The sequence below is a fragment of the Actinacidiphila yeochonensis CN732 genome (assembly GCF_000745345.1).
GTDB classification, from domain to species: domain Bacteria; phylum Actinomycetota; class Actinomycetes; order Streptomycetales; family Streptomycetaceae; genus Actinacidiphila; species Actinacidiphila yeochonensis.
On sequence record NZ_JQNR01000005.1, the window covers coordinates 1948200 to 1969256 of the forward strand.

The following is a 21057-nucleotide window of genomic DNA, read 5'->3' on the forward strand; positions in this document are numbered from 1 at the left end:
ATGGCATACGGAGTCAAGATCGCCAAGGGCTCTGCGTACAAGGGTGCGGCGCTCAAGCGCCGTCACATCCGCGTGCGCAAGCGCGTCAACGGTACGGCCGAGCGTCCGCGCCTGGTCGTCACGCGGTCCAACCGCGGCATCGTTGCGCAGGTCATCGACGACCTCGCGGGCCACACGCTCGCGTCGGCGTCGACCCTCGACGCGTCCATCCGCGGCACCGACGGCGACAAGAGCACCAAGGCGAAGCAGGTCGGCCAGCTCGTGGCCGAGCGCGCCAAGGCCAAGGGCGTGGAGGCCGTCGTGTTCGACCGCGGCGGCAACCAGTACGCGGGGCGCATCGCCGCCCTGGCGGACGCCGCCCGTGAGGCCGGCCTGAAGTTCTGAGCCGCCCGTCGCAGCAGCGGCTTGACGCCGCTGCGTAGCTAGCGGAAAACGCGTTCAACAGGGAGAGGTAATTCCAATGGCTGGACCCCAGCGCCGCGGAAGCGGTGCCGGTGGCGAGCGACGGGACCGCAAGGACCGGCGGGACGGCGGCCAGCAGGCCGAGAAGACCGCCTACGTCGAGCGGGTCGTCGCGATCAACCGCGTCGCCAAGGTTGTCAAGGGTGGCCGCCGCTTCAGCTTCACCGCGCTGGTCGTGGTGGGCGACGGCGACGGCACCGTCGGTGTCGGCTACGGCAAGGCCAAGGAGGTGCCGGCCGCCATCGCCAAGGGTGTTGAGGAGGCCAAGAAGCACTTCTTCAAGGTCCCCCGTATCCAGGGCACCATCCCGCACCCGATCCAGGGTGAGAAGGCCGCGGGCGTCGTGCTGCTCAAGCCGGCTTCGCCCGGTACCGGTGTTATCGCCGGTGGCCCGGTGCGTGCCGTGCTGGAGTGCGCGGGCATCCACGACGTGCTGTCCAAGAGCCTCGGCTCGGACAACGCGATCAACATCGTGCACGCCACCGTGGCCGCGCTCCAGGGGCTTCAGCGCCCCGAGGAGATCGCCGCCCGCCGTGGCCTGCCGATCGAGGACGTGGCGCCCGCCGCGCTGCTGCGCGCCCGGGCCGGGGTTGGTGTGTGATGGCGCGTCTCAAGGTCACGCAGACCAAGTCCTACATCGGCAGCAAGCAGAACCACCGTGACACCCTGCGTTCGCTCGGCCTGAAGCGGCTGAACGACGTCGTGGTCAAGGAGGACCGCCCGGAGATCCGCGGCATGGTCCACACCGTCCGCCACCTCGTCACGGTTGAGGAGGTCGACTGATCATGGGCGACAACCCGATCAAGGTCCACAACCTCCGTCCGGCCCCCGGCGCCAAGACCGCCAAGACCCGTGTTGGTCGTGGTGAGGCGTCGAAGGGCAAGACGGCCGGTCGTGGTACGAAGGGCACCAAGGCCCGGTACCAGGTTCCGGAGCGCTTCGAGGGTGGGCAGATGCCGCTGCACATGCGGCTGCCCAAGCTCAAGGGCTTCAAGAACCCCTTCCGCACCGAGTACCAGGTCGTGAACCTGGACAAGATCGCGGCCCTCTACCCCGAGGGTGGCGAGGTGACCGTGGCCGACCTGGTCGCCAAGGGCGCCGTGCGGAAGAACCAGCTCGTCAAGGTGCTCGGCACCGGCGAGGTCTCGGTGGCGCTGCAGGTGACCGTTGACGCGGTCTCCGGCTCCGCCCGCGAGAAGATCACCGCCGCCGGCGGTACCGTCACCGAGCTCGTCTGAGCCCGTTGCACCACCCGACCGGGGGCGCCCAGAAACTCCTGGGCGTTCCCGGTCGTTCGTTTCTGTGAATTATCACTGGGCGATGGGTCATTCCTACCGGGGCCGCCACGCCGGTAAGGTGACTCGGGCCCGTATCCGTCAGATCTTCAAACGTGACCGTCCTTCCGCCGTGGCGCGGGGGGTGCAGGAGGCACCGTGCTCACCGCGTTCGCCCGGGCGTTCAGGACGCCCGACCTGCGCAAGAAGCTGCTGTTCACGCTCAGTATCGTGGTGGTCTACCGGCTGGGCGCGCACGTACCGGTGCCCGGAATCGACTTCAGTGTCGTCAACGCGTGTGTCCAGCAGACGAAGGGCAACAACAGCCTCTTCGGCCTGGTCAACATGTTCAGTGGCGGCGCGCTCCTCCAGCTGACGATCTTCGCGCTGGGGATCATGCCGTACATCACGGCGAGCATCATCCTCCAGCTGCTGACGGTGGTGATCCCGCGTCTGGAAGCCCTGAAGAAGGAGGGCCAGGCGGGCACCACCAAGATCACGCAGTACACGCGGTACCTCACCGTGGCCCTGGCGGTGCTCCAGGGCACCGGCCTGGTGGCGACGGCCCGCTCCGGCAACCTCTTCTCGACCTGTACCCAGGGCAACGACATCGTCCCGAACCAGTCGATCTTCACCACGGTCACCATGGTCACCTGCATGACGGCCGGCACCGTGATGATCATGTGGCTCGGTGAGCTCATCACCGACCGCGGTATCGGCAACGGCATGTCGATCCTGATGTTCGTCTCCATCGCGGCCGGCTTCCCCGGCTCCCTGTGGGGCATCAAGGTCGCCGGCCACATCGCGGGCGGCTGGGTCGAGTTCCTGGCGGTCATCGCCATCGGCCTGGCGATGGTCGGCCTGGTGGTCTTCGTCGAGCAGGCGCAGCGCCGCATCCCGGTCCAGTACGCGAAGCGGATGATCGGCCGCCGCTCCTACGGCGGCACCTCGACGTACATCCCGCTCAAGGTGAACCAGGCCGGTGTCATCCCGGTCATCTTCGCCTCGTCGCTGCTCTACATCCCGGCGCTGGTCGTCCAGTTCTCCGGGTCGACGGCCGGCTGGGCGCAGTGGATCAGCCGCAACTTCACCAAGGGCGACCACCCCGCCTACATGGCGGCGTACTTCCTGCTGATCGTCTTCTTCGCCTTCTTCTACGTCGCGATCTCCTTCAACCCCGAGGAAGTCTCCGACAACATGAAGAAGTATGGTGGGTTCATCCCGGGTATCCGGGCTGGTCGCCCCACCGCTGAGTACCTGAGTTACGTGCTCAACCGCATCACGTGGCCGGGTTCGCTGTACCTGGGTCTCATCGCCCTCGTGCCGACGGTCGCGATCGCGATCTTCAACGGGAGCAACGGCAACTTCCCGCTGGGCGGTACCAGCATCCTCATCATCGTCGGTGTGGGTCTGGAGACCGTGAAGCAGATCGAGAGCCAGCTCCAGCAGCGTAATTACGAAGGGTTCCTCCGCTGATGCGAATCGTCCTGGTCGGCCCGCCGGGCGCAGGCAAGGGGACGCAGGCCGCGTTCCTCGCCAAGAACCTCTCGATCCCGCACATCTCCACGGGCGACCTGTTCCGCGCCAACATCAGCCAGGGCACCGAGCTGGGCAAGCAGGCCAAGGCGTACATGGACGCCGGGAACCTGGTGCCCGACGAGGTCACCATCGGGATGGCCGAGGACCGGCTGGAGCAGGCGGACGCGGCCAACGGGTTCCTGCTCGACGGCTTCCCGCGCAACGAGGCCCAGGCCCGCGCGCTGGACGTGTACCTGGCGGGGCACGGCATCGGTCTGGACGGCGTGCTCGACCTGGAGGTCCCCGAGGACGAGGTGGTCAAGCGCATCGCGGGCCGCCGGGTGTGCCGCAACGACAGCGCGCACGTCTTCCACGTCGACTACAAGAAGCCGGCCGTCGAGGACGTCTGCGACGAGTGCGGCGGCGAGCTCTACCGCCGTGACGACGACGCTCCGGACAAGGTGCGCAACCGGCTTGAGGTCTACCACCGTGAGACCGAGCCGATCATCGACTACTACAAGCAGCAGGGCCTGGTGGTCACGATCTCCGCGCTCGGCGCGGTGGCCGAGGTCACCGAGCGCGCCATGACGGCCCTGCGGGCCGGCGGCGAGCAGCGGCGCAGCGCGTAGCGCGCGCGGCAGGACCCAGAGCGTAAACGCGGGACAGGTTCCCGATACGGCCGTGGCGCCCCGGTGGGCGCCACGGCCGTATGGTTGCAGCAAGGACAGCAGGCAGGAAGGGCGTCAGCCGTGATGCTGGAGATCAAGACCCCCGAGCAGATCGCCACGATGCGCAGGGCCGGGCTGGTGGTCGCCGCCATCCACGAGGCGACCCGGGCCGCCGCGGTGCCGGGTGCCAGCACGAAGGACCTCGACGAGGTCGCCGCGAAGGTGATCGCCGACCACGGGGCCAAGCCGAACTTCCTCGGCTACGGCGGCTTCCCCGCCAGCATCTGCACCTCGGTGAACGACGTGGTCGTGCACGGCATCCCCGACCGGCAGACGATCCTCAAGGACGGCGACATCATCGCCGTCGACTGCGGGGCCATCGTCGACGGCTGGCACGGCGACGCCGCCTACACCACCCTGGTCGGCACCGGGCACGACCCGGAGCTGGCCGAGCTCAGCCGGGTCACCGAGGAGTCCATGTGGGCCGGCATCGCCGCGTTCCGCAAGGGCAGCCGGCTGGACGACATCTCGCAGGCCATCGAGTCCTACATCCGCCGCCAGCCCCGTCCGGCCGCCGGGAAGTACGGCATCGTCGAGGGCTACGGCGGCCACGGCATCGGCACCGCCATGCACATGGACCCGCACCTGCTGAACTACGTCACCAAGAAGCGCGGCCGCGGCGTCAAGCTGGTGCCGGGGCTGTGCCTGGCCATCGAGCCGATGGTGACCCTGGGCACCCCGCACACCCACGTCCTTGAGGACGAGTGGACGGTCAAGTCCGACGACGGCTCCTGGTCCGCGCACTGGGAGCACACCGTCGCCCTCACCGAGCAGGGCCCCCTCGTCCTGACCGCCCCCGACGGCGGCCGCGCGAAGCTCGCCGAGATGGGCGTCACGGCGGCGCCGGACCCGCTCGCGTAAGTACGGCTCCTCGTCGGCCACCCCTGGTGCCTCGCTCTCCGGGGGCGGCCGTCGACGGTCGCGGACCGGATCGGTACCGGCGCGCAGGGTCACCCCCGGGCGAGGGTTCACGGGTGCGACGGCTGGGCATACTCCCTGATTCGTCTTTCGGCGAGGCGTAGCGTAGACTCAAACGTCGGCCCCACGTGTCTTCCGGCATGTCCGGAGCCGAGCCTGGTAGCCGATCCCGAAAGCAGGACATGGCCAAAAAGCAAGGCGCCATCGAGATCGAGGGCACCGTGATCGAGTCTCTGCCGAACGCGATGTTCAAGGTGGAACTTCAGAACGGTCACAAGGTCCTCGCGCACATCAGCGGCAAGATGCGGATGCACTACATCCGGATCCTCCCGGATGACCGGGTCGTCGTGGAGCTCTCTCCGTACGACCTGACGCGCGGACGGATCGTCTACCGATACAAGTAGATCTCACGACCCGGAGAACCTTAAGTCCATGAAGGTCAAGCCGAGCGTCAAGAAGATCTGCGACAAGTGCAAGGTGATCCGCCGTCACGGCCGGGTCATGGTCATCTGCGACAACCTGCGCCACAAGCAGCGCCAGGGCTGACGCCGACCCCTCGTACCCGCAGAGCTTCGCGCGACGCGCATATGTACATACGCAGTCCCCATCCCCTGCCGCGACCCCGGTCGCAGGGGGGTGACACCCCCGGTGGAGGCCGGGGACCCGGTTCGTACCTGGTACGGCGGACGGGAACCGGGACTGCGGAAGACCTCCGACACCATCAGGAGCCAGCAGAATGGCACGCCTCTCAGGCGTTGACCTCCCGCGCGAGAAGCGCGTGGAGATCGCCCTCACCTACGTCTTCGGTATCGGGCGCTCCCGCGCGCAGGAGATTCTGAAGAACACCGGGGTCAGCCCCGACACCCGCGTCCGCGACCTCGCCGAGGAAGACCTCGTCAAGATCGGCAAGTGGGTCGACGAGAACTACACGACCGAGGGTGACCTCCGCCGTGAGATCCAGGCCGACATCCGGCGCAAGATCGAGATCGGCTGCTACCAGGGTCTGCGGCACCGTCGCAACCTGCCCGTGCACGGCCAGCGCACGCACACCAACGCCCGTACCCGCAAGGGCCCGCGTCGTGCCATCGCCGGTAAGAAGAAGCCGGGCAAGAAGTAGTCCACAGCGGACATCCGTAAGCGGTCTTCGCTGTAGGACCGACCACCTCCACCGGGAGAAACCAGGACATGCCTCCTAAGGGCCGTCAGGGCGCAGCCAAGAAGGTGCGCCGCAAGGAGAAGAAGAACGTCGCTCATGGGCACGCCCACATCAAGAGCACGTTCAACAACACGATCGTCTCGATCACGGACCCCCAGGGCAACGTGATCTCCTGGGCCTCCGCCGGTCACGTCGGCTTCAAGGGCTCGCGCAAGTCCACTCCGTTCGCCGCGCAGATGGCCGCCGAGTCGGCTGCCCGTCGCGCGCAGGAGCACGGCATGCGCAAGGTGGACGTCTTCGTGAAGGGCCCCGGCTCCGGCCGGGAGACCGCGATCCGCTCGCTCCAGGCCACGGGCCTGGAGGTCGGTTCGATCCAGGACGTCACCCCGACCCCGCACAACGGCTGCCGCCCGCCGAAGCGCCGCCGCGTCTGACCAGCTGATACAGGAGAACGAGACAAATGGCGCGTTACACCGGGGCCGACTGCAAGCGTTGCCGTCGGGAGAAGCAGAAGCTCTTCCTCAAGGGAGCCAAGTGCGAGAGCGCTAAGTGCCCGATCGAGATCCGTCCTTACCCCCCGGGTGAGCACGGGCGCGGGCGCACCAAGGACAGCGAGTACCTGCTCCAGCTGCGCGAGAAGCAGAAGTGCGCGCGCATCTACGGTGTCCTTGAGAAGCAGTTCGTGAACTACTACAAGGAAGCGAACCAGAAGTCCGGCAAGACCGGTGAGAACCTTCTGCGCATCCTTGAGACCCGCCTCGACAACGTGGTGTACCGGGCCGGCTTCGCCAAGTCCCGCGACCACGCCCGTCAGCTGGTCCGTCACGGCCACATCACCGTCAACGGCCGCAAGACCGACATCCCGTCGGCCCGTGTCGCCGTGAACGACATCGTCGAGGTCCGCGAGTCCTCGCGTGCCCTCACCCCGTTCCAGGTGGCGCAGGGCGAGGCCGGCGACAAGACCGTGCCCGCGTGGCTGGAGGCGAACGCCGGCAAGCTGCGCATCCTCGTGCACTCGCTGCCCGAGCGCCAGGTGATCGACACCCAGGTGCAGGAGCAGCTGATCGTCGAGCTGTACTCGAAGTAACCCTCCGGGGCTGCTTCACGGCTCACGGTCACGGGCGGTACGGAACACGCCGGGTTCAGCCGTTCTTCGGCTGGACCCGGCCCGTACCGCCCGTACCCTCGTAATACAGGGGGCGTCAAATAGCGGGCGCCCACGACTGAAGGACGACACATGCTGATCGCTCAGCGTCCCTCGTTGACCGAAGAGGTCGTCGACGAGTTCCGCTCCCGGTTCGTGATCGAGCCGCTGGAGCCGGGCTTCGGCTACACCCTCGGCAACTCCCTGCGTCGCACGCTCCTCTCCTCGATCCCGGGTGCCGCCGTCACCTCGATCCGGGTCGACGGTGTCCTGCACGAGTTCACCACCGTGCCGGGCGTCAAGGAGGACGTGACCGACGTCATCCTCAACATCAAGCAGCTGGTCGTCTCCTCGGAGCACGACGAGCCCGTGGTGATGTACCTGCGCAAGCAGGGCCCGGGCCTGGTCACCGCCGCCGACATCGCGCCGCCGGCCGGTGTCGAGGTGCACAACCCCGACCTGGTGCTCGCCACGCTCAACGCCAAGGGCAAGCTGGAGATGGAGCTGACCGTCGAGCGCGGTCGCGGCTACGTCTCCGCCGTGCAGAACAAGCAGCAGGGCCAGGAGATCGGCCGCATCCCGGTCGACTCCATCTACAGCCCGGTGCTCAAGGTCACCTACAAGGTCGAGGCGACCCGTGTCGAGCAGCGCACCGACTTCGACAAGCTGATCGTCGACGTCGAGACCAAGCAGGCCATGCGGCCGCGTGACGCCATGGCGTCGGCCGGCAAGACCCTGGTCGAGCTGTTCGGCCTGGCCCGCGAGCTGAACGTCGACGCCGAGGGCATCGACATGGGCCCGTCCCCCACGGACGCCGCCCTGGCCGCGGACCTGGCGCTGCCGATCGAGGAGCTGGAGCTCACGGTCCGCTCCTACAACTGCCTCAAGCGCGAGGGCATCCACTCGGTGGGCGAGCTCGTGGCCCGCTCCGAGGCGGACCTGCTCGACATCCGCAACTTCGGTGCGAAGTCGATCGACGAGGTCAAGGCGAAGCTGGCCGGCATGGGCCTGGCCCTCAAGGACAGCCCGCCCGGATTCGACCCCACGGCGGCGGCGGACGCGTTCGGCGCGGACGACGACGTCGACGCGGGCTTCGTGGAGACCGAGCAGTACTGATCCACCTCCGGCGGTCGCGGATTCCCGCGGCCGTCGGACGGACGTCGGCCCCCTCGCGGGGCTGATCCGCGTCCACAGCGGGTGCGGGGACGGCCACGCGCGGTTCCCGCACCCCTGGCGGTGCCCCTCCCGGGACCGGTCCTGTGCCGGTCCTGTGCGGGGTTGAGTACCCTTTCCCGGGTACACACCCGCGTCCTTCCGGACGTACCGCGCCCTGCGGGGCGCACTCCGCGCCCTCGGGCGCGTTGACGGGTCGGCGGCCGCCGACCCGCCACTGACACCGGTACCTGACACGGCCGGTGCAGCGAACAAGGAGAATGACATGCCCCAGCCCGCGAAGGGTGCCCGCCTCGGCGGCAGCGCCTCGCACGAGAAGCTGCTGCTCGCGAACCTCGCGAAGTCGCTCTTCGAGCACGGCCGGATCACCACCACCGAGGCCAAGGCCCGGCGGCTGCGTCCGGTGGCCGAGCGGCTGATCACCAAGGCGAAGAAGGGCGACATCCACAACCGTCGCCAGGTGCTCCAGACGATCACGGACAAGGGCATCGTGCACACGCTCTTCACCGAGATCGCCCCCCGGTACGAGAACCGTCCCGGTGGCTACACCCGGATCACCAAGATCGGCTCGCGCCGCGGCGACAACGCGCCGATGGCCGTCATCGAGCTGGTCGAGGCCCTGACCGTGCAGCAGAACGCTGTCGGTGAGGCCGAGGCCGCCACCAAGCGCTCCGCCAAGGACCGCGCCGCCGACGAGGCCGCCACCGAGGCCAAGGACGCGAAGCCGGCCGAGGAGACCGCGGACGAGGCTCCGGCCGAGGAGTCCAAGGACGCCTGATCGCCCTGCGACCAGGGGTGCCGCTCTGACCGGGCACCCGCAAGCGGGCCCGCTCCCCTCCGGGGGAGCGGGCCCGCTTCGTCATGTGGGCAGGTGGTCGACGAAGATGCCGATCAGGACCTTGCCGTCCGAGCGCTGGCCCGGCAGCGAGAAGTGCACCCTGTTGTGTGTCGGGTGCTGCTTGGCGTGCCACTCGCAGCGGTAGGTCCCGCCGTCGTGCTCCACGTCGCGCAGCCGCATGACCGACTCGTTGGCCCGTGTCCTGGAGCTCTCGGGGGAGAGGGTGATCCCGCTCCCGCCCAAGGCCGCCTGCACCTGGCGGGGGAGCCCGGCATTCTCCGCCACCGCGTCGGCGAAGCGGTCGTTGACCACGGACAGGACCTGCACCACCCACGGCCGCAGGTCGCGGTAGTGGCCCGTGAAACGGCCGAACGACAGGCCCTCGGCCAGTATCAGCCGGGGGAAGGCACGGCCGGCCAGTACGGGGAACCCCGCCTCGTCCACATCCTCCCGGTCGAAGAGGGCGCGCCAGAAACCAGTGATCTCCGGCGCCCTCCGCAGGAAGTAGACAGCCGTTGCAAGGGGCTCCGACTCCGACGCGGACTCCGACCCCGATGAGACCGGCTGCCAGCCGGAGGCCGTGGCCGCCGTCGGGAAGAGGAGGCAGGCCGTGGTCAGGCCCCGCAGCGACCGGAGCATCGCGTGGCCCACCGCCGACGGCCATGCTGTGGACTCGCCCGCGACGACGACGTCGTCCGGGATCTTCTCGGCCTCGTCGTCGTCCCAGAGGCGGCACTTGTCCATCAGCCTGCTCAACCGCCGCCGGACGTCCGGGGACACCGCGTCCGGTCCTGAACCCCCCGCGTAGAGGAAGTCGTAGAGCGGCAACTCGTCCCGGCAGTCGTGGGACGCCCACGAGGCCCACGCGGCCACGGAGCCGTCCGCCTGGAGCTCTTCCAGCGCGTCGCTGAAATCGTCCAGGAGGTCGGCGAGCGTGTCCCCGAGCGGGCGGCGGAAGTCGAAACTCTCGTGGGCGACGACGACCCGGTAGGCGTCACCTGCGGCGTCGGGCACGCGCGAGCCTCCCCAGATCGTCCTCGATCTGGTCGAAGAAGCCGGCCGGCCACTGCGACAGGTCGCCGCGGTTGCCCAGCTCGATCGGGACGATCCGCTCGTAGTCGAAGAAGTGCACGATGACGTCGGACGTGGGGAGCAGGCCGTCGGCCGCGGACGCCAGCCGGATGCCGTTGAGGACGTGGTCGCTGTGGGTCTCCACGATGACCTGCGCCCCGCTGCCGGCGACCCGGGCGAGGAGGCCGCCGAGCCGTGACTGACCGGCGGGGTGCAGGTGCGCTTCCGGGTTCTCCACGATCAGTACGTCGCCGGGGGAGGTCATCAGCCCCGCGACGATCACCGGCAGCGCGTAGGAGACGCCGAAGCCCGTGTTCGCCGGCCGGATGACGTCGCCGTTCGGGCCCTGCACCCGCAGTGCGCTGGCCGCCATCCCCGCGGCCCAGTGTGCTTCGAGGCGCAGGGGGCGGATGACGTGCGACGCCCACTCCTCCGTCTGCGTGCGGAGCAGGCTCACCTCGCTGCCGGGGAACAGCAGGGGCTCCCGCACGGTGAGCGCCTTCCTCGTCACCCGCAGCTCGCGGAGCGCGAGGACCTGGGCGGTGTGCTCCCCGCGCACCCCCACGCCCAGCTCGTCCGGCGGCTCACCCGATACGGCCAGCACATCCCGGGGGCCGAGCCGCTCCGCGCCGAGGTAGGTGAAGCCGAAACCGGGACGGCTGAGCGGCGCGGGCGGCTCCGCCGGGGCCTCCAGAGCGTCGAGGTGGAGAGCGCGCTCGTCGGGGACCCCGAACCGGTACGCCCAGGGAGCGCCGTCGCTCTCACCGGAGACGCGGATGTCCGGGGCGGCGGCGTCGGGGTGGAGGAGCTCCTGGGCCTCTCCGAGGGCGAGGCCGTAGGGACCGTTGAGCCGGACCGGGGCGCCGGGGGCGAGGGCGGCCTGCCGCGCGAGGAGCAGGCTCTGCACCACCGTGCTCTTGCCCGCGCCGTTGAAGCCGGTCAGGACGGTGATGGGCCGCAGGTCAAGGGCGGTGTCCGCGAAGCACTTGAAGCGCTCGACGCGCAGCGAGGTGATCACCGACCCGCCGCCGCGTCCTTCGCCGTGTTGAACCGGTAGGTCACCCGTCTGCGGTCACTGGTGGAGGAGGTGATCGCGTCGAGGTAGAGGAAGTCCGTGGTCATCCGCTCCCGTGCCCGGCTGACGATCGTTTCCCTCCGACGCTCAAGCTCAGCGGCGGAGTACGGAGCCAGGGCGATCGACCACGTCTCGACCAGGGCGCGGTTGATGGGGCTGCGTGATGTCTGCCCCAACGGCCACTTGCGGAAGGCGTACTCGCCGAAGACCAGGCGGGCGTTGCTCATGGCGTTACGAAACGCCGCGAACATCTCAAAGACCTGGGAGTCGGGCACTCGATCCGGGTCGTCGAGCCATTCCGTCGTGGTCTCCAGGAAGGCGTCCATCGCCGGCTGTTCCGCGTAGCCCTCCACGCCGCGCAGCCAGAACGCGGCGAAGCGGAGGGCGACCTCCCGGTCGTTCATCCGGATGTGGCCGACCAGGTTGGTCGCGGCGTCGAACTCCGGCATCAGCGTCATCGTCTTCAGGATCTGGCGGCTGCGGTTCCTGCTCATGCAGTGCCGGATCTCCTGGGCGTTGAGCGGGGTCCCGCCGGTGTTGATCCGCTTGAAGATGTCGTACATGACCCCGGACGGGGTGGTGGGGTCGATGACGTTCACCGTGAGCTGGGCGTTGTTGATTCGCCGCTGCCACTGGACCGGCAGGTCGGTGAACCGCTTCCCGTTCTCGTCCTCCAGGTACTCCAGCCTGTTGAGGGTGAAGGAGGCGGGGGTGCCCCGCACGAAGTCGTGCAGCGTGGAGAGGCGCTGGAGGCCGTCCACGACGCGGAAGCCGCCGCTGCTGTCCTGCGCGAAGTAGAACGCCGGCAGCGGGATGTTGAGGAGGAGCGACTCGACCAGCCGGGACTTCTGAACGCTCTTCCAGACCTGCCCGCGCTGGAAGTCCGGCGCCAGCTCGATCGACCCCTCGTCGATCTGGTCCAGGATGTTGCGCAGGGAGAACTGGTTGGTGGTCACCCGGATCTGTGACGGGTCCCACGGCCTGGCGATGGAGGTCTCGGCCTGCTGGGCGTCGTCCTGCTCGACCTCGACACCGGTCGCGGTCCCCTCGAAGACGTCTTCGACCACGTCCGGAGCCTGCTGGGGAATCTCCGTCGTCATGGCGCCGATCCTATCGGCGCCGCTCCGGGCGGGGGCGTGGTCGAGAGGGGCGTATCAGGGCCGCTCCGGGCGGGGGCGTGGTCCGAGGAGGGCGGCGAAGGGTGAGAAGCTGCACGGATGAGTGAGTTTGACGACCGGCCCGGGGACGGCCTGGTGCGGGTGCGGCTGGACCTGGCGTACGACGGGAGCGAGTTCTCCGGGTGGGCCCGGCAGCGGGAGCGGCGGACCGTGCAGGGCGAGCTGGAGGCCGCGATCACCACGGTGCTGCGGCTTCCGGAGCGGGTCGAGCTGACGGTGGCGGGTCGCACCGACGCCGGCGTGCACGCGCGCGGGCAGGTGGCCCATGTGGACCTGCCGGCGGAGGTGTGGGCCGAGGAGAGCGGGCGGCTGCTGCGCCGGCTGGCGGGGCGGCTGCCGTGGGACGTGCGGGTGTGGCGGGTGGCCGAGGCCCCCGCCGGGTTCGACGCCCGCTTCTCCGCCGTCTGGCGGCGCTACGCCTACCGCATCGGCGACCACCCCGGCGGCGTGGACCCGCTGCTGCGCGGCCACGTGCTGTGGCACGACCGGCCGGTGGACACCGACCTGATGAACGAGGCGGCGGACCTGCTGCTGGGCGAGCACGACTTCGCCGCGTACTGCAAGAAGCGCGAGGGCGCCACCACCATCCGGACCCTGCTCGACCTGCACTGGGAACGCACCCCGGACGGGCTCGCGTTGGCCACCGTGCGGGCCGACGCGTTCTGCCACAACATGGTCCGGGCGCTGGTGGGCGCGATGATCCTGGTGGGCGACGGGCACCGCTCGGCCGGCTTCCCGGCCGAGGTGCTGGCCGGCCGGGTGCGGCACTCCGCGGTCAACGTGGTGCGCCCGCACGGGCTGACCCTGGAGGAGGTCGGCTACCCGGCCGACGACCTGCTGGCCGCCCGCAGCCGCGAGGCCCGCAACATGCGCACCCTGCCCGGCTGCCGCTGAGGGCGCGGCCCGGGCCGGGGCGCCGTCGGGCCGCCGCTCAGCCGCCGTTCTGCTTCGCCAGCGCCGCGTCCCGGCCGCGCTGGACGATCCGCTGGAAGGCGAAGTCCGAGGCGTCGTTGGCGTCCTGCCTGCCCACGGTGTCGTTGCCCGGGAGCGTCGTGCCGTTCTTGTAGCCGGAGATGGCGAAGTAGGCGTACCGGCCCACCGAGTTGGACGTCATCTGGCAGGCCACCGCGTGGCAGAAGTCGGCGATGCCGCCGCCGTTGAGCGGCGCGACGTACTGCGCCACGCCGTGCACCTTGGCCGCCTGCGCTTTGTCCGGGAAGACGGCGACGCCGAGGGTCACGGCGATCGCGTCGTTGGTGTACGTGGCGCGGACGAACTGGGTGCAGCCGTCCGCGGACAGCGCCGCCGCGAGGGTCGAGCGCGCGCCGGCGGCGCAGGACGTGGTGCTCGTGGAGTTGGTCTTGACGTAGGTGCGGCCGTTGATCACGAACTGCTTGCCGGGGAAGAGGGAGTCCGCGGTGATCGGGGCCGTGTCCTTCGCGGCGGTCGAGATGTAGTCGAGCGGGTTCGCCGGGGGCGGCGGGGCGACCGACGAGAACGACGGCTCCGGCGGCAGCGGGGACTGGCTGGCGGTGCTCGTTCCCCCGCTGGGGCCGGCGATCGGATGGCCATCGCTCTTGCCGGACTTGACCACGGCCGTCGCCACGCCGCCGGCGATCACCGCCACGACCGCGATCCCGCCGACCACCATCAGCACCTTGCGGCGCCGGCCGGTGGCGGCCTGCTGCTCGGCCATGGCGCCCCAGTCCGGCGTCGACGCGGACGACCCGGCCGAAGCCGGTGAACCCGACGACGGGGGCGGCGAGGACGGCGAGGAGGGGGAGGAGGGGGAGGACGGCGAGGGTCCGGTGTTCGGGCCCGGGCCGGGCTGCCGGGAACCGCCGCCGGACTGCTGTTGGGGGAAGCCGTAGCCGCCGCCTTGGGCGGGGGTTTGTGGCTGCTGCTGGGGGAAGCCGTAGCCGCCTTGGGCGGGGGCCTGTGCCTGCTGCTGGGGGAAGCCGTAGCCGCCGCTCCGAGCCGGGCCCTGCGGGCCGGGTTGCGCACCCCTGATGCCGCCCTGGGCCGGGCCCTGGTCCACCGGCCGGCCCGGCAGCCCGGCCTGCGGGTTCCGGGCGCCGTACGGGTCCTGGGCCGGGCCGGGCCCGCCCGGCTGCTGCGGCACCTGCGGGGCCTGCTGCCGGACGGGCGGCACCTGCGGGGCCTGCCGCGGGTCGCCCGGCGGGCCGGGGTGGGCGCCGTACGGGTCGCCGTGCGCAGGGACGGTGCCGGGCGCGTTCCCCTGCTCCTGCTCCTGCTGCCGGTCCTGTGGCGCCGCGAAGCCCCGGCGCGGGTCGGACGCGGAGGTGCGTGACGGGATGACCCGTCCCTCCAGGACCTCGCGGCGGCCGTCGTGGGCTCGGTCGCGGGGTTCCTGGGCCGGCTGCTGCCCGGGGCCTTCAGTCATGCCGCGCATCATATTCCGCGCCCCCGCGGCCCGTCCCCCGCCTCGTGCGGCCCGGCCCCGCCCACCTCCTCGGCCGTCCGCGGACGACTGCTGGGCCGCGCCCGCCTCCGCCAACCGCAGCCCGGCGCCGTGCCGTTGCCGGGCCGCTGGGCGCAACCGGCGTGCCGAGGCACGGAACCCGGGTGCGGAACGCGGAACAGCGGCCCGGAACTGGCCCGTTGAGGCGTCGCACGGCCGTCCCGCCCCCTGCGTCCGGCGCCGCCGCACCGTCCACGGGCTGAAATGTGGTTGGGCTCGGCGTCCGTCCGGCGGACAATTCCCCTATGGGTCACGTGGAAGCCGCACACCTGGAGTACTACCTGCCGGACGGGCGCCCGCTGCTGGGCGACGTCTCGTTCCGGGTCGGCGAGGGCACGTCCGTGGCCCTGGTCGGCCCGAACGGCGCCGGCAAGACGACGCTGCTGCGGCTCATCGCCGACGAGCTGAAGCCGGACGGCGGCACTGTCACCGTCAGTGGCGGCCTCGGCGTGATGCGGCAGTTCATCGGCAGCGTCCGCGACGACAGCACCGTCCGCGACCTGCTGGTCTCGGTGGCCGACCCCGGGCTGCGGGCAGCGGCGGCGGCCGTCGACGCGGCCGAGCTGGCGATCATGGCGCAGGACGACGAGCCCGCGCAGATGGCGTACGCGACGGCGCTCAGCGACTGGGCCGAGGCGCGCGGCTACGAGGCCGAGACGCTGTGGGACATGTGCACCATGGCCGCCCTCGGCGTCCCCTACGAGCGGGCCCAGTGGCGCGAGGTGCGCACCCTGTCGGGCGGCGAGCAGAAGCGGCTGGTCCTGGAGGCGCTGCTGCGCGGCCCGGACCAGGTGCTGCTGCTGGACGAGCCGGACAACTACCTCGACGTGCCCGGCAAGCGCTGGCTGGAGGAGCAGCTGCGGCAGACCCGTAAGACCGTCCTGTTCGTCAGCCACGACCGCGAGCTGCTGTCGCGCGCCGCCCAGCGGCTGGTCAGCGTGGAGCCGGGGCCCTCCGGCGCCACCGCGTGGGTGCACGGCGGCGGCTTCGACACGTACCACGAGGCGCGCCGGGAGCGCTTCGCCCGCTTCGAGGAGCTGCGCCGCCGCTGGGAGGAGGAGTACGCCCGGCTGAAGGCGCTGGTGCTGCGGCTGCGGAACCAGGCGGCCAGCAGCCCGGACATGGCCTCCCGCTACCACGCCGCCCAGACCCGGCTGCGGAGGTTCGAGGAGGCCGGCGCCCCGCAGGAGCCGCCGCGCGAGCAGGACATCCGGATGCGGCTGGCCGGCGGCCGGACCGGTGTGCGCGCGGTCACCTGCGAGCGGCTGGAGCTGACCGGCCTGATGAAACCGTTCGACCTGGAGGTCTACTACGGCGAGCGGGTGGCCGTGCTGGGCTCGAACGGCTCCGGCAAGTCTCACTTCCTGCGGCTGCTGGCCGGCGAGGGTGACGTCGCGCACACCGGCGCGTGGCGGCTGGGCGCCCGGGTGGTGCCGGGCTACTTCGCGCAGACGCACCGCTCGCACGTCTCGGGCGGCGGGGCCGGGGCGGGCGGGGCGGCCGGAGCGGCGGCGGACGCGCGCACCCTGGTGGACATCCTGTGGTCCGAGCACTCCCGCGACCGGGGCCGGGCGATGTCGGCGCTGCGCCGGTACGAGCTGGAGGGCCAGGGCGACCAGCCCTTCGGCAAGCTCTCCGGCGGGCAGCAGGCCCGGTTCCAGATCCTGCTGCTGGAGCTGGCCGGGAGTACGGCGCTGCTGCTGGACGAGCCGACCGACAACCTGGACCTGGAGAGCGCCGAAGCCCTCCAGGAGGGTCTGGAGGCGTACGAGGGCACGGTGCTCGCGGTCACCCACGACCGCTGGTTCGCCCGTACCTTCGACCGCTTCCTGGTCTTCGGCGCGGACGGGGTGGTGCGCGAGACGTCGGAGCCGGTGTGGGACGAGGCCCGCGTCGCCCGGCCCCGCTGAGGCCAGGGGGGTGGCGTCCTCCAGGCGTGGGGGGTGGCGTCCTCCAGGCGTCCCCGGTGCGGGAGGCGTTTTGACCCGGCCCGGCGCCCTTGGGTAAGCTGCGAAGCTGTCATGCGTATTGGCTTGCTCTATCTCACGCGAGGGGCCCTTACGCCGGTCCACCGGGCCGATGACCAGCGGCAGGCATCCGGGTTGCGTCCCCGGGTGTCGCATCGGCTGTCGTGATCGTCCGGGTGGCCTTGTCAGGACCCACTCATCGAAGATAAGCGAAGGCTCACGACCGTGCGTACGTACAGCCCGAAGCCCGGCGACGTCCAGCGCCAGTGGCATGTCATCGACGCGCAGGACGTCGTCCTGGGCCGTCTGGCCTCCCAGGCCGCGACCCTCCTGCGGGGCAAGCACAAGCCCATCTACGCGCCCCACGTCGACACCGGTGACTTCGTCGTCATCATCAACGCCGACAAGGTGCACCTGTCCGGGAACAAGAAGACCCAGAAGATGGCCTACCGCCACTCCGGCTACCCCGGTGGTCTGCGCTCCGTCCGCTACGACGAGCTGCTGGCCAAGAACCCGGAGAAGGCCGTGGAGAAGGCCGTCAAGGGCATGCTCCCCAAGAACACCCTGGGCCGCCAGATGCTCACCAAGCTGAAGGTCTACTCGGGCGACCAGCACCCGCACGCTGCGCAGCAGCCGGTGCCGTTCGAGATCACCCAGGTCGCGCAGTAGTCCCGGCCACCACCCTTTAGCAGAGAGAACCGAGGAGCATCGTGGCTGAGACCACTCCCGAGATCGCCCTTGAGGGCGAGGAGACCTACGACGAGATCACGACCTTCGAGTCGGAGCCCGTCGACAGCGAGTACACCTCCGAGTCCCTCGCCTCCCGCTTCGGCGACCCGCAGCCGGCCGCCGGCACCGGTCGTCGCAAGCGGTCCATCGCCCGCGTGCGGATCATCCCGGGCAGCGGCAAGTGGAAGATCAACGGGCGCACCCTTGAGGGCTACTTCCCCAACAAGGTGCACCAGCAGGAGGTCAACGAGCCCTTCCGCGTGCTGGAGCTCGACAACCGGTACGACGTCGTCGCCCGCATCTCCGGCGGCGGCATCTCCGGCCAGGCCGGCGCGCTGCGCCTGGGCGTCGCCCGTGCGCTGAACGAGGCCGACGTCGACAACAACCGCGGCCCGCTCAAGAAGGCCGGCTTCCTGTCCCGCGACGACCGCGCGGTCGAGCGGAAGAAGGCCGGTCTGAAGAAGGCCCGCAAGGCGCCGCAGTTCAGCAAGCGCTGACGCCGAGCGCCGGGTGCCGTCCGCTGCGGGCGGCACCCGGCGCTGCGCCCTTTCCGGGCGCCCATGCGAAACGCCCCGGAGGCACTTCGGTGCCTCCGGGGCGTTCGCATGATGAGCTAGGGGCGTATACGTGTGCTTGTACGATCTGGCGCACCGTGCCGTCCTGCGTGCACGGTGGCCGGGTCGAGCGGGCACGCACCCCTAGAGACGCCGAGCGCGGACCCCGGGACGGGGCCGCGCCCGCTCCCGCCGCCCCCTGGCGCCGCGGCCGCATCGCATGGAGGAGTGAAGACTGTGGGACGACTCTTCGGCACCGACGGGGTGCGGGGCATCGCCAACGCCGATCTGACCGCCGAGCTGGCGCTCGGACTGTCGGTGGCGGCGGCCCACGTGCTGGCGGAGGCGGGCGACTACGCCGGCCAGCGGCCGGTTGCGGTGGTCGGCCGCGACCCGCGCGCCTCGGGCGAGTTCCTGGAGGCCGCCGTGGTGGCGGGCCTGGCCAGCGCCGGCGTGGACGTCCTGCGGGTCGGTGTGCTGCCCACCCCGGCGGTGGCGTACCTCACCGGCGCGCTGGGCGCCGACTTCGGGGTGATGCTCTCCGCCAGCCACAACGCGATGCCCGACAACGGCGTGAAGTTCCTGGCCCGCGGCGGCCACAAGCTCGACGACGAGCTGGAGGACCGGATCGAGGCCCTCTACACCGAGCACCGCACCGGCGCCCCCTGGGCCCGCCCCACCGGCGCCGGCGTCGGCCGGGTCCGCGACTACGACGAGGGCTTCGACGCCTACGTCGCCCACCTCATCGGGGTGCTGCCGAACCGCCTCGACGGCCTCAAGATCGTGCTGGACGAGGCGCACGGCGCGGCCTCCCGGGTCTCCCCGGAGGCGTTCTCCCGGGCCGGCGCGGACGTCATCACCCTCGGCGCCCGCCCGGACGGCCTGAACATCAACGACGGCTGCGGCTCCACCCACCTGGGGCTGCTGCGCGCCGCCGTCATCGAGCACGGCGCGGACCTGGGCATCGCGCACGACGGTGACGCCGACCGCTGCCTGGCCGTCGACGCCGCCGGCAACGAGGTGGACGGCGACCAGATCCTCGCCGTCCTGGCGCTGGCGCTGCGCGAGCGGGACGCGCTGCGCGAGAACACCGTCGTCGGCACCGTGATGTCCAACCTGGGCTTCAAGCTGGCCATGGAGCGCGAGGGCATCACCTTCGTGCAGACCGCGGTCGGCGACCGCTACATCCTGGAGGAGATGAAGCGGCACGGCTACGCCCTCGGCGGCGAGCAGTCCGGCCACGTCATCGTCCTCGACCACGCCACCACCGGCGACGGCACCCTCACCGGCCTGCTGCTGGCCGCCCGGGTGGCGGCGACGGGCACGTCGCTCGCCGAGCTGGCCGCCGTCATGGACCGGCTGCCGCAGGTGCTGGTGAACGTGCCCGACGTGGACAAGAGCCGGGTCGGCGAGACGGCCGAGCTGGCCGCCGCCGTCACCGCGGCCGAGGTCGAGCTGGGCGCCACCGGCCGGGTGCTGCTGCGGCCGTCCGGCACGGAGCCGCTGGTCCGCGTCATGGTGGAGGCGGCCGACATCGACCACGCCACGGCGGTCGCGGGCCGGCTGGCCGACGTGGTGAAGGCCACGCTGGGCTGAGCCGCGGCGGACCGCTCCACGGGCTCCTCCACGGGCTCCCGGCTCCCACGAGGCGGGAGCCCGTCCGGCTGCCGGGGCGGGCCGCTCCGCGCGTCCCTACAGCTTGCGCAGGGAGAGCCGGCGGACGGTGTGGCCGGGGCCCTTGCGCAGCACCAGCGTGGCGCGGCTGCGGGTGGGCAGGACGTTCTGCTCCAGGTTGGGCAGGTTGACGGTGCGCCAGATCATCCGGGCGTAGTCCACGGCCTCCTCCTCGGGCACCTGCGTGTACCGGCGGAAGTAGGAGTCGGGGTCCTGGAACGCCGTCTCGCGCAGCTTCCGGAACCGGCCGAGGTACCACTGCTCGATGTCCTCGGTGCGCGCGTCCACGTACACGCTGAAGTCGAAGTGGTCGGCCAGCCCGATCCTGGTCAGGCCGTCCTTGCCGGGCAGCGTCGGCTGGAGCACGTTCAGGCCCTCGACGATGAGGATGTCGGGGCGGCGCACCGTCTTCACCTCGCCGGGCACGATGTCGTAGACGAGGTGCGAGTAGACGGGCGCGGTCACCTCGGGGCGGCCGGCCTTCACGTCGGCCACGAAACGGGTCAGGGCCCGCCGGTCGTACGACTCCGGGAACCCCTTGCGGGCCATCAGGCCGCGCCGCTCCAGCTCCGCGTTGGGCAGCAGGAACCCGTCCGTGGTGACCAGCTCCACCCGGGGGTGCTCGGGCCAGCGGGCCAGCAGCGCCTGGAGCAGCCGCGCGGTGGTCGACTTGCCCACGGCCACGCTGCCGGCCACCCCGATCACGAACGGCGTCCCCGGCTGCGCCCCCGGCCCGCCCGCGGCGGCGCCCAGGAAGGTGTTGAGGGCGCCGCGCAGCCCGCTGTGGGCGGCCACGTACAGGTTGAGCAGCCGGGACAGCGGCAGGTAGACGTCCACCACCTCGGTGAGGTCCACGACGTCGCCGAGGCCGCGCAGCCGCTCCACCTCGTCGGCGGTCAGCGGCAGCGGTGTTCGCTCGCGCAGGGCGCTCCACTGCTCCCGGGTGAGGTCGACGAAGGGGCTCGCGGGGGCGGCGTGCCCGGACGGCGTGGCGGGCGGCTTGGCGGATGGGGTGCGCACGCCGCCATTCTCCTGCGTGACCAGGTACGGGCGCGGGGCGGGGGTGCGCCGGCCGGCGCGGGCCGCGACCCTCACGACGTGCGTTTTCGTCCCCAC

At 71.0% G+C, this 21057-nt stretch carries 24 protein-coding genes; 19 read left to right on the plus strand and 5 right to left on the minus strand.

All coding sequences use genetic code 11. The features are described from left to right. The 14 genes from rplR to rplQ all read left to right on the plus strand — a co-directional run bounded on the left by rplR (nucleotide 1) and on the right by rplQ (nucleotide 9151). Entirely contained in the window at nucleotides 1–384 is a 384-nt protein-coding gene (gene rplR / locus BS72_RS20230; RefSeq protein WP_037912392.1) for a 50S ribosomal protein L18, read from the plus strand. 76 nt (nucleotides 385–460) lie between these two features. Next, nucleotides 461–1063: a 30S ribosomal protein S5 gene (gene rpsE, locus BS72_RS20235; RefSeq protein WP_037912394.1), complete on the plus strand. Its 603-nt coding sequence runs from the start codon at nucleotides 461–463 to the stop codon at nucleotides 1061–1063. Then, a complete protein-coding gene (gene rpmD / locus BS72_RS20240; protein ID WP_037912396.1) occupies nucleotides 1063–1245 on the plus strand; it encodes a 50S ribosomal protein L30 in 183 nt (60 codons plus the stop codon). Before rpsE ends, rpmD begins: the two co-directional genes overlap by 1 nt. A 2-nt stretch (nucleotides 1246–1247) precedes the next feature. After that, nucleotides 1248–1700 (plus strand): 50S ribosomal protein L15, encoded by a 453-nt coding sequence (gene rplO, locus BS72_RS20245; RefSeq protein WP_037912397.1) that lies wholly within the window; start codon nucleotides 1248–1250, stop codon nucleotides 1698–1700. Nucleotides 1701–1895: 195 nt separating this feature from the next. After that, nucleotides 1896–3212 carry a preprotein translocase subunit SecY gene (gene secY, locus BS72_RS20250; protein ID WP_037912399.1) on the plus strand — a complete coding sequence of 439 codons (1317 nt, stop codon included), beginning with the start codon at nucleotides 1896–1898 and terminating at the stop codon, nucleotides 3210–3212. Then, nucleotides 3212–3883, plus strand: a complete 672-nt coding sequence (locus BS72_RS20255; RefSeq protein WP_037912402.1) for an adenylate kinase — start codon at nucleotides 3212–3214, stop codon at nucleotides 3881–3883. The genes secY and BS72_RS20255 overlap by 1 nt, the downstream gene beginning before the upstream one ends. Before the next feature lie 123 nt (nucleotides 3884–4006). Next, nucleotides 4007–4843, plus strand: a complete 837-nt coding sequence (map, locus tag BS72_RS20260; RefSeq protein ID WP_037916833.1) for a type I methionyl aminopeptidase — start codon at nucleotides 4007–4009, stop codon at nucleotides 4841–4843. A 239-nt stretch (nucleotides 4844–5082) separates the two neighbouring features. Further along, the gene (infA, locus tag BS72_RS20265; protein WP_003956442.1) at nucleotides 5083–5304 is read left to right on the plus strand and encodes a translation initiation factor IF-1; all 222 of its coding nucleotides are present in this window, start codon (nucleotides 5083–5085) and stop codon (nucleotides 5302–5304) included. Between the two features lie 28 nt (nucleotides 5305–5332). Further along, the gene (gene rpmJ / locus BS72_RS20270) at nucleotides 5333–5446 is read left to right on the plus strand and encodes a 50S ribosomal protein L36 (RefSeq protein ID WP_003956441.1); all 114 of its coding nucleotides are present in this window, start codon (nucleotides 5333–5335) and stop codon (nucleotides 5444–5446) included. 190 nt (nucleotides 5447–5636) lie between these two features. Further along, complete coding sequence (gene rpsM / locus BS72_RS20275) at nucleotides 5637–6017, plus strand: 30S ribosomal protein S13 (RefSeq protein ID WP_037912404.1); 381 nt, start codon at nucleotides 5637–5639, stop codon at nucleotides 6015–6017. Between the two features lie 68 nt (nucleotides 6018–6085). Continuing rightward, complete coding sequence (rpsK, locus tag BS72_RS20280; RefSeq protein WP_037912406.1) at nucleotides 6086–6490, plus strand: 30S ribosomal protein S11; 405 nt, start codon at nucleotides 6086–6088, stop codon at nucleotides 6488–6490. Nucleotides 6491–6516: 26 nt separating this feature from the next. Further along, nucleotides 6517–7143, plus strand: a complete 627-nt coding sequence (rpsD, locus tag BS72_RS20285) for a 30S ribosomal protein S4 (protein ID WP_037912407.1) — start codon at nucleotides 6517–6519, stop codon at nucleotides 7141–7143. 150 nt (nucleotides 7144–7293) lie between these two features. After that, nucleotides 7294–8316 carry a DNA-directed RNA polymerase subunit alpha gene (locus BS72_RS20290; RefSeq protein ID WP_037912408.1) on the plus strand — a complete coding sequence of 341 codons (1023 nt, stop codon included), beginning with the start codon at nucleotides 7294–7296 and terminating at the stop codon, nucleotides 8314–8316. Nucleotides 8317–8638: 322 nt separating this feature from the next. Next, nucleotides 8639–9151: a 50S ribosomal protein L17 gene (gene rplQ / locus BS72_RS20295; protein ID WP_037912409.1), complete on the plus strand. Its 513-nt coding sequence runs from the start codon at nucleotides 8639–8641 to the stop codon at nucleotides 9149–9151. An 81-nt stretch (nucleotides 9152–9232) separates the two neighbouring features. Here rplQ and BS72_RS20300 read toward each other — a convergent pair whose 3' ends face one another. Genes BS72_RS20300 through BS72_RS20310 form a run of 3 tightly spaced genes read right to left on the minus strand, consistent with a single transcriptional unit; the run spans nucleotide 9233 to nucleotide 12457 of the window. After that, on the minus strand, nucleotides 9233–10225 hold the full coding sequence (locus BS72_RS20300) for a hypothetical protein (protein ID WP_037912410.1): 993 nt from the start codon (nucleotides 10223–10225) through the stop codon (nucleotides 9233–9235). After that, the gene (locus tag BS72_RS20305; RefSeq protein ID WP_037912411.1) at nucleotides 10206–11300 is read right to left on the minus strand and encodes an AAA family ATPase; all 1095 of its coding nucleotides are present in this window, start codon (nucleotides 11298–11300) and stop codon (nucleotides 10206–10208) included. The genes BS72_RS20300 and BS72_RS20305 overlap by 20 nt, the downstream gene beginning before the upstream one ends. After that, on the minus strand, nucleotides 11297–12457 hold the full coding sequence (locus BS72_RS20310) for a DUF262 domain-containing protein (RefSeq protein ID WP_037912412.1): 1161 nt from the start codon (nucleotides 12455–12457) through the stop codon (nucleotides 11297–11299). Before BS72_RS20310 ends, BS72_RS20305 begins: the two co-directional genes overlap by 4 nt. Nucleotides 12458–12574: 117 nt before the next feature. Here BS72_RS20310 and truA point away from each other — a divergent pair, with 117 nt between their 5' ends. Continuing rightward, on the plus strand, nucleotides 12575–13429 hold the full coding sequence (truA, locus tag BS72_RS20315) for a tRNA pseudouridine(38-40) synthase TruA (RefSeq protein WP_037912414.1): 855 nt from the start codon (nucleotides 12575–12577) through the stop codon (nucleotides 13427–13429). A gap of 37 nt (nucleotides 13430–13466) precedes the next feature. On the opposite strand, the gene BS72_RS36635 is transcribed toward truA, so the two are convergent. Further along, the gene (locus BS72_RS36635) at nucleotides 13467–14939 is read right to left on the minus strand and encodes a hypothetical protein (protein ID WP_157856285.1); all 1473 of its coding nucleotides are present in this window, start codon (nucleotides 14937–14939) and stop codon (nucleotides 13467–13469) included. A 323-nt stretch (nucleotides 14940–15262) separates the two neighbouring features. On the opposite strand from BS72_RS36635, the gene BS72_RS20325 reads away from it, so the two are divergent. The 4 genes from BS72_RS20325 to glmM all read left to right on the plus strand — a co-directional run bounded on the left by BS72_RS20325 (nucleotide 15263) and on the right by glmM (nucleotide 19863). After that, on the plus strand, nucleotides 15263–16927 hold the full coding sequence (locus BS72_RS20325) for an ABC-F family ATP-binding cassette domain-containing protein (RefSeq protein WP_037912416.1): 1665 nt from the start codon (nucleotides 15263–15265) through the stop codon (nucleotides 16925–16927). A gap of 282 nt (nucleotides 16928–17209) precedes the next feature. Then, nucleotides 17210–17653 carry a 50S ribosomal protein L13 gene (gene rplM / locus BS72_RS20330; protein WP_037912418.1) on the plus strand — a complete coding sequence of 148 codons (444 nt, stop codon included), beginning with the start codon at nucleotides 17210–17212 and terminating at the stop codon, nucleotides 17651–17653. 41 nt (nucleotides 17654–17694) lie between these two features. Beyond that, nucleotides 17695–18210, plus strand: coding sequence for a 30S ribosomal protein S9 (gene rpsI / locus BS72_RS20335; protein ID WP_037912419.1), 516 nt, complete (start codon nucleotides 17695–17697; stop codon nucleotides 18208–18210). 294 nt (nucleotides 18211–18504) lie between these two features. Then, nucleotides 18505–19863, plus strand: coding sequence for a phosphoglucosamine mutase (gene glmM, locus BS72_RS20340; protein WP_037912421.1), 1359 nt, complete (start codon nucleotides 18505–18507; stop codon nucleotides 19861–19863). Between the two features lie 96 nt (nucleotides 19864–19959). Here glmM and coaA read toward each other — a convergent pair whose 3' ends face one another. Further along, complete coding sequence (coaA, locus tag BS72_RS20345) at nucleotides 19960–20961, minus strand: type I pantothenate kinase (RefSeq protein ID WP_051951977.1); 1002 nt, start codon at nucleotides 20959–20961, stop codon at nucleotides 19960–19962. Nucleotides 20962–21057: the final 96 nt, after the last annotated feature.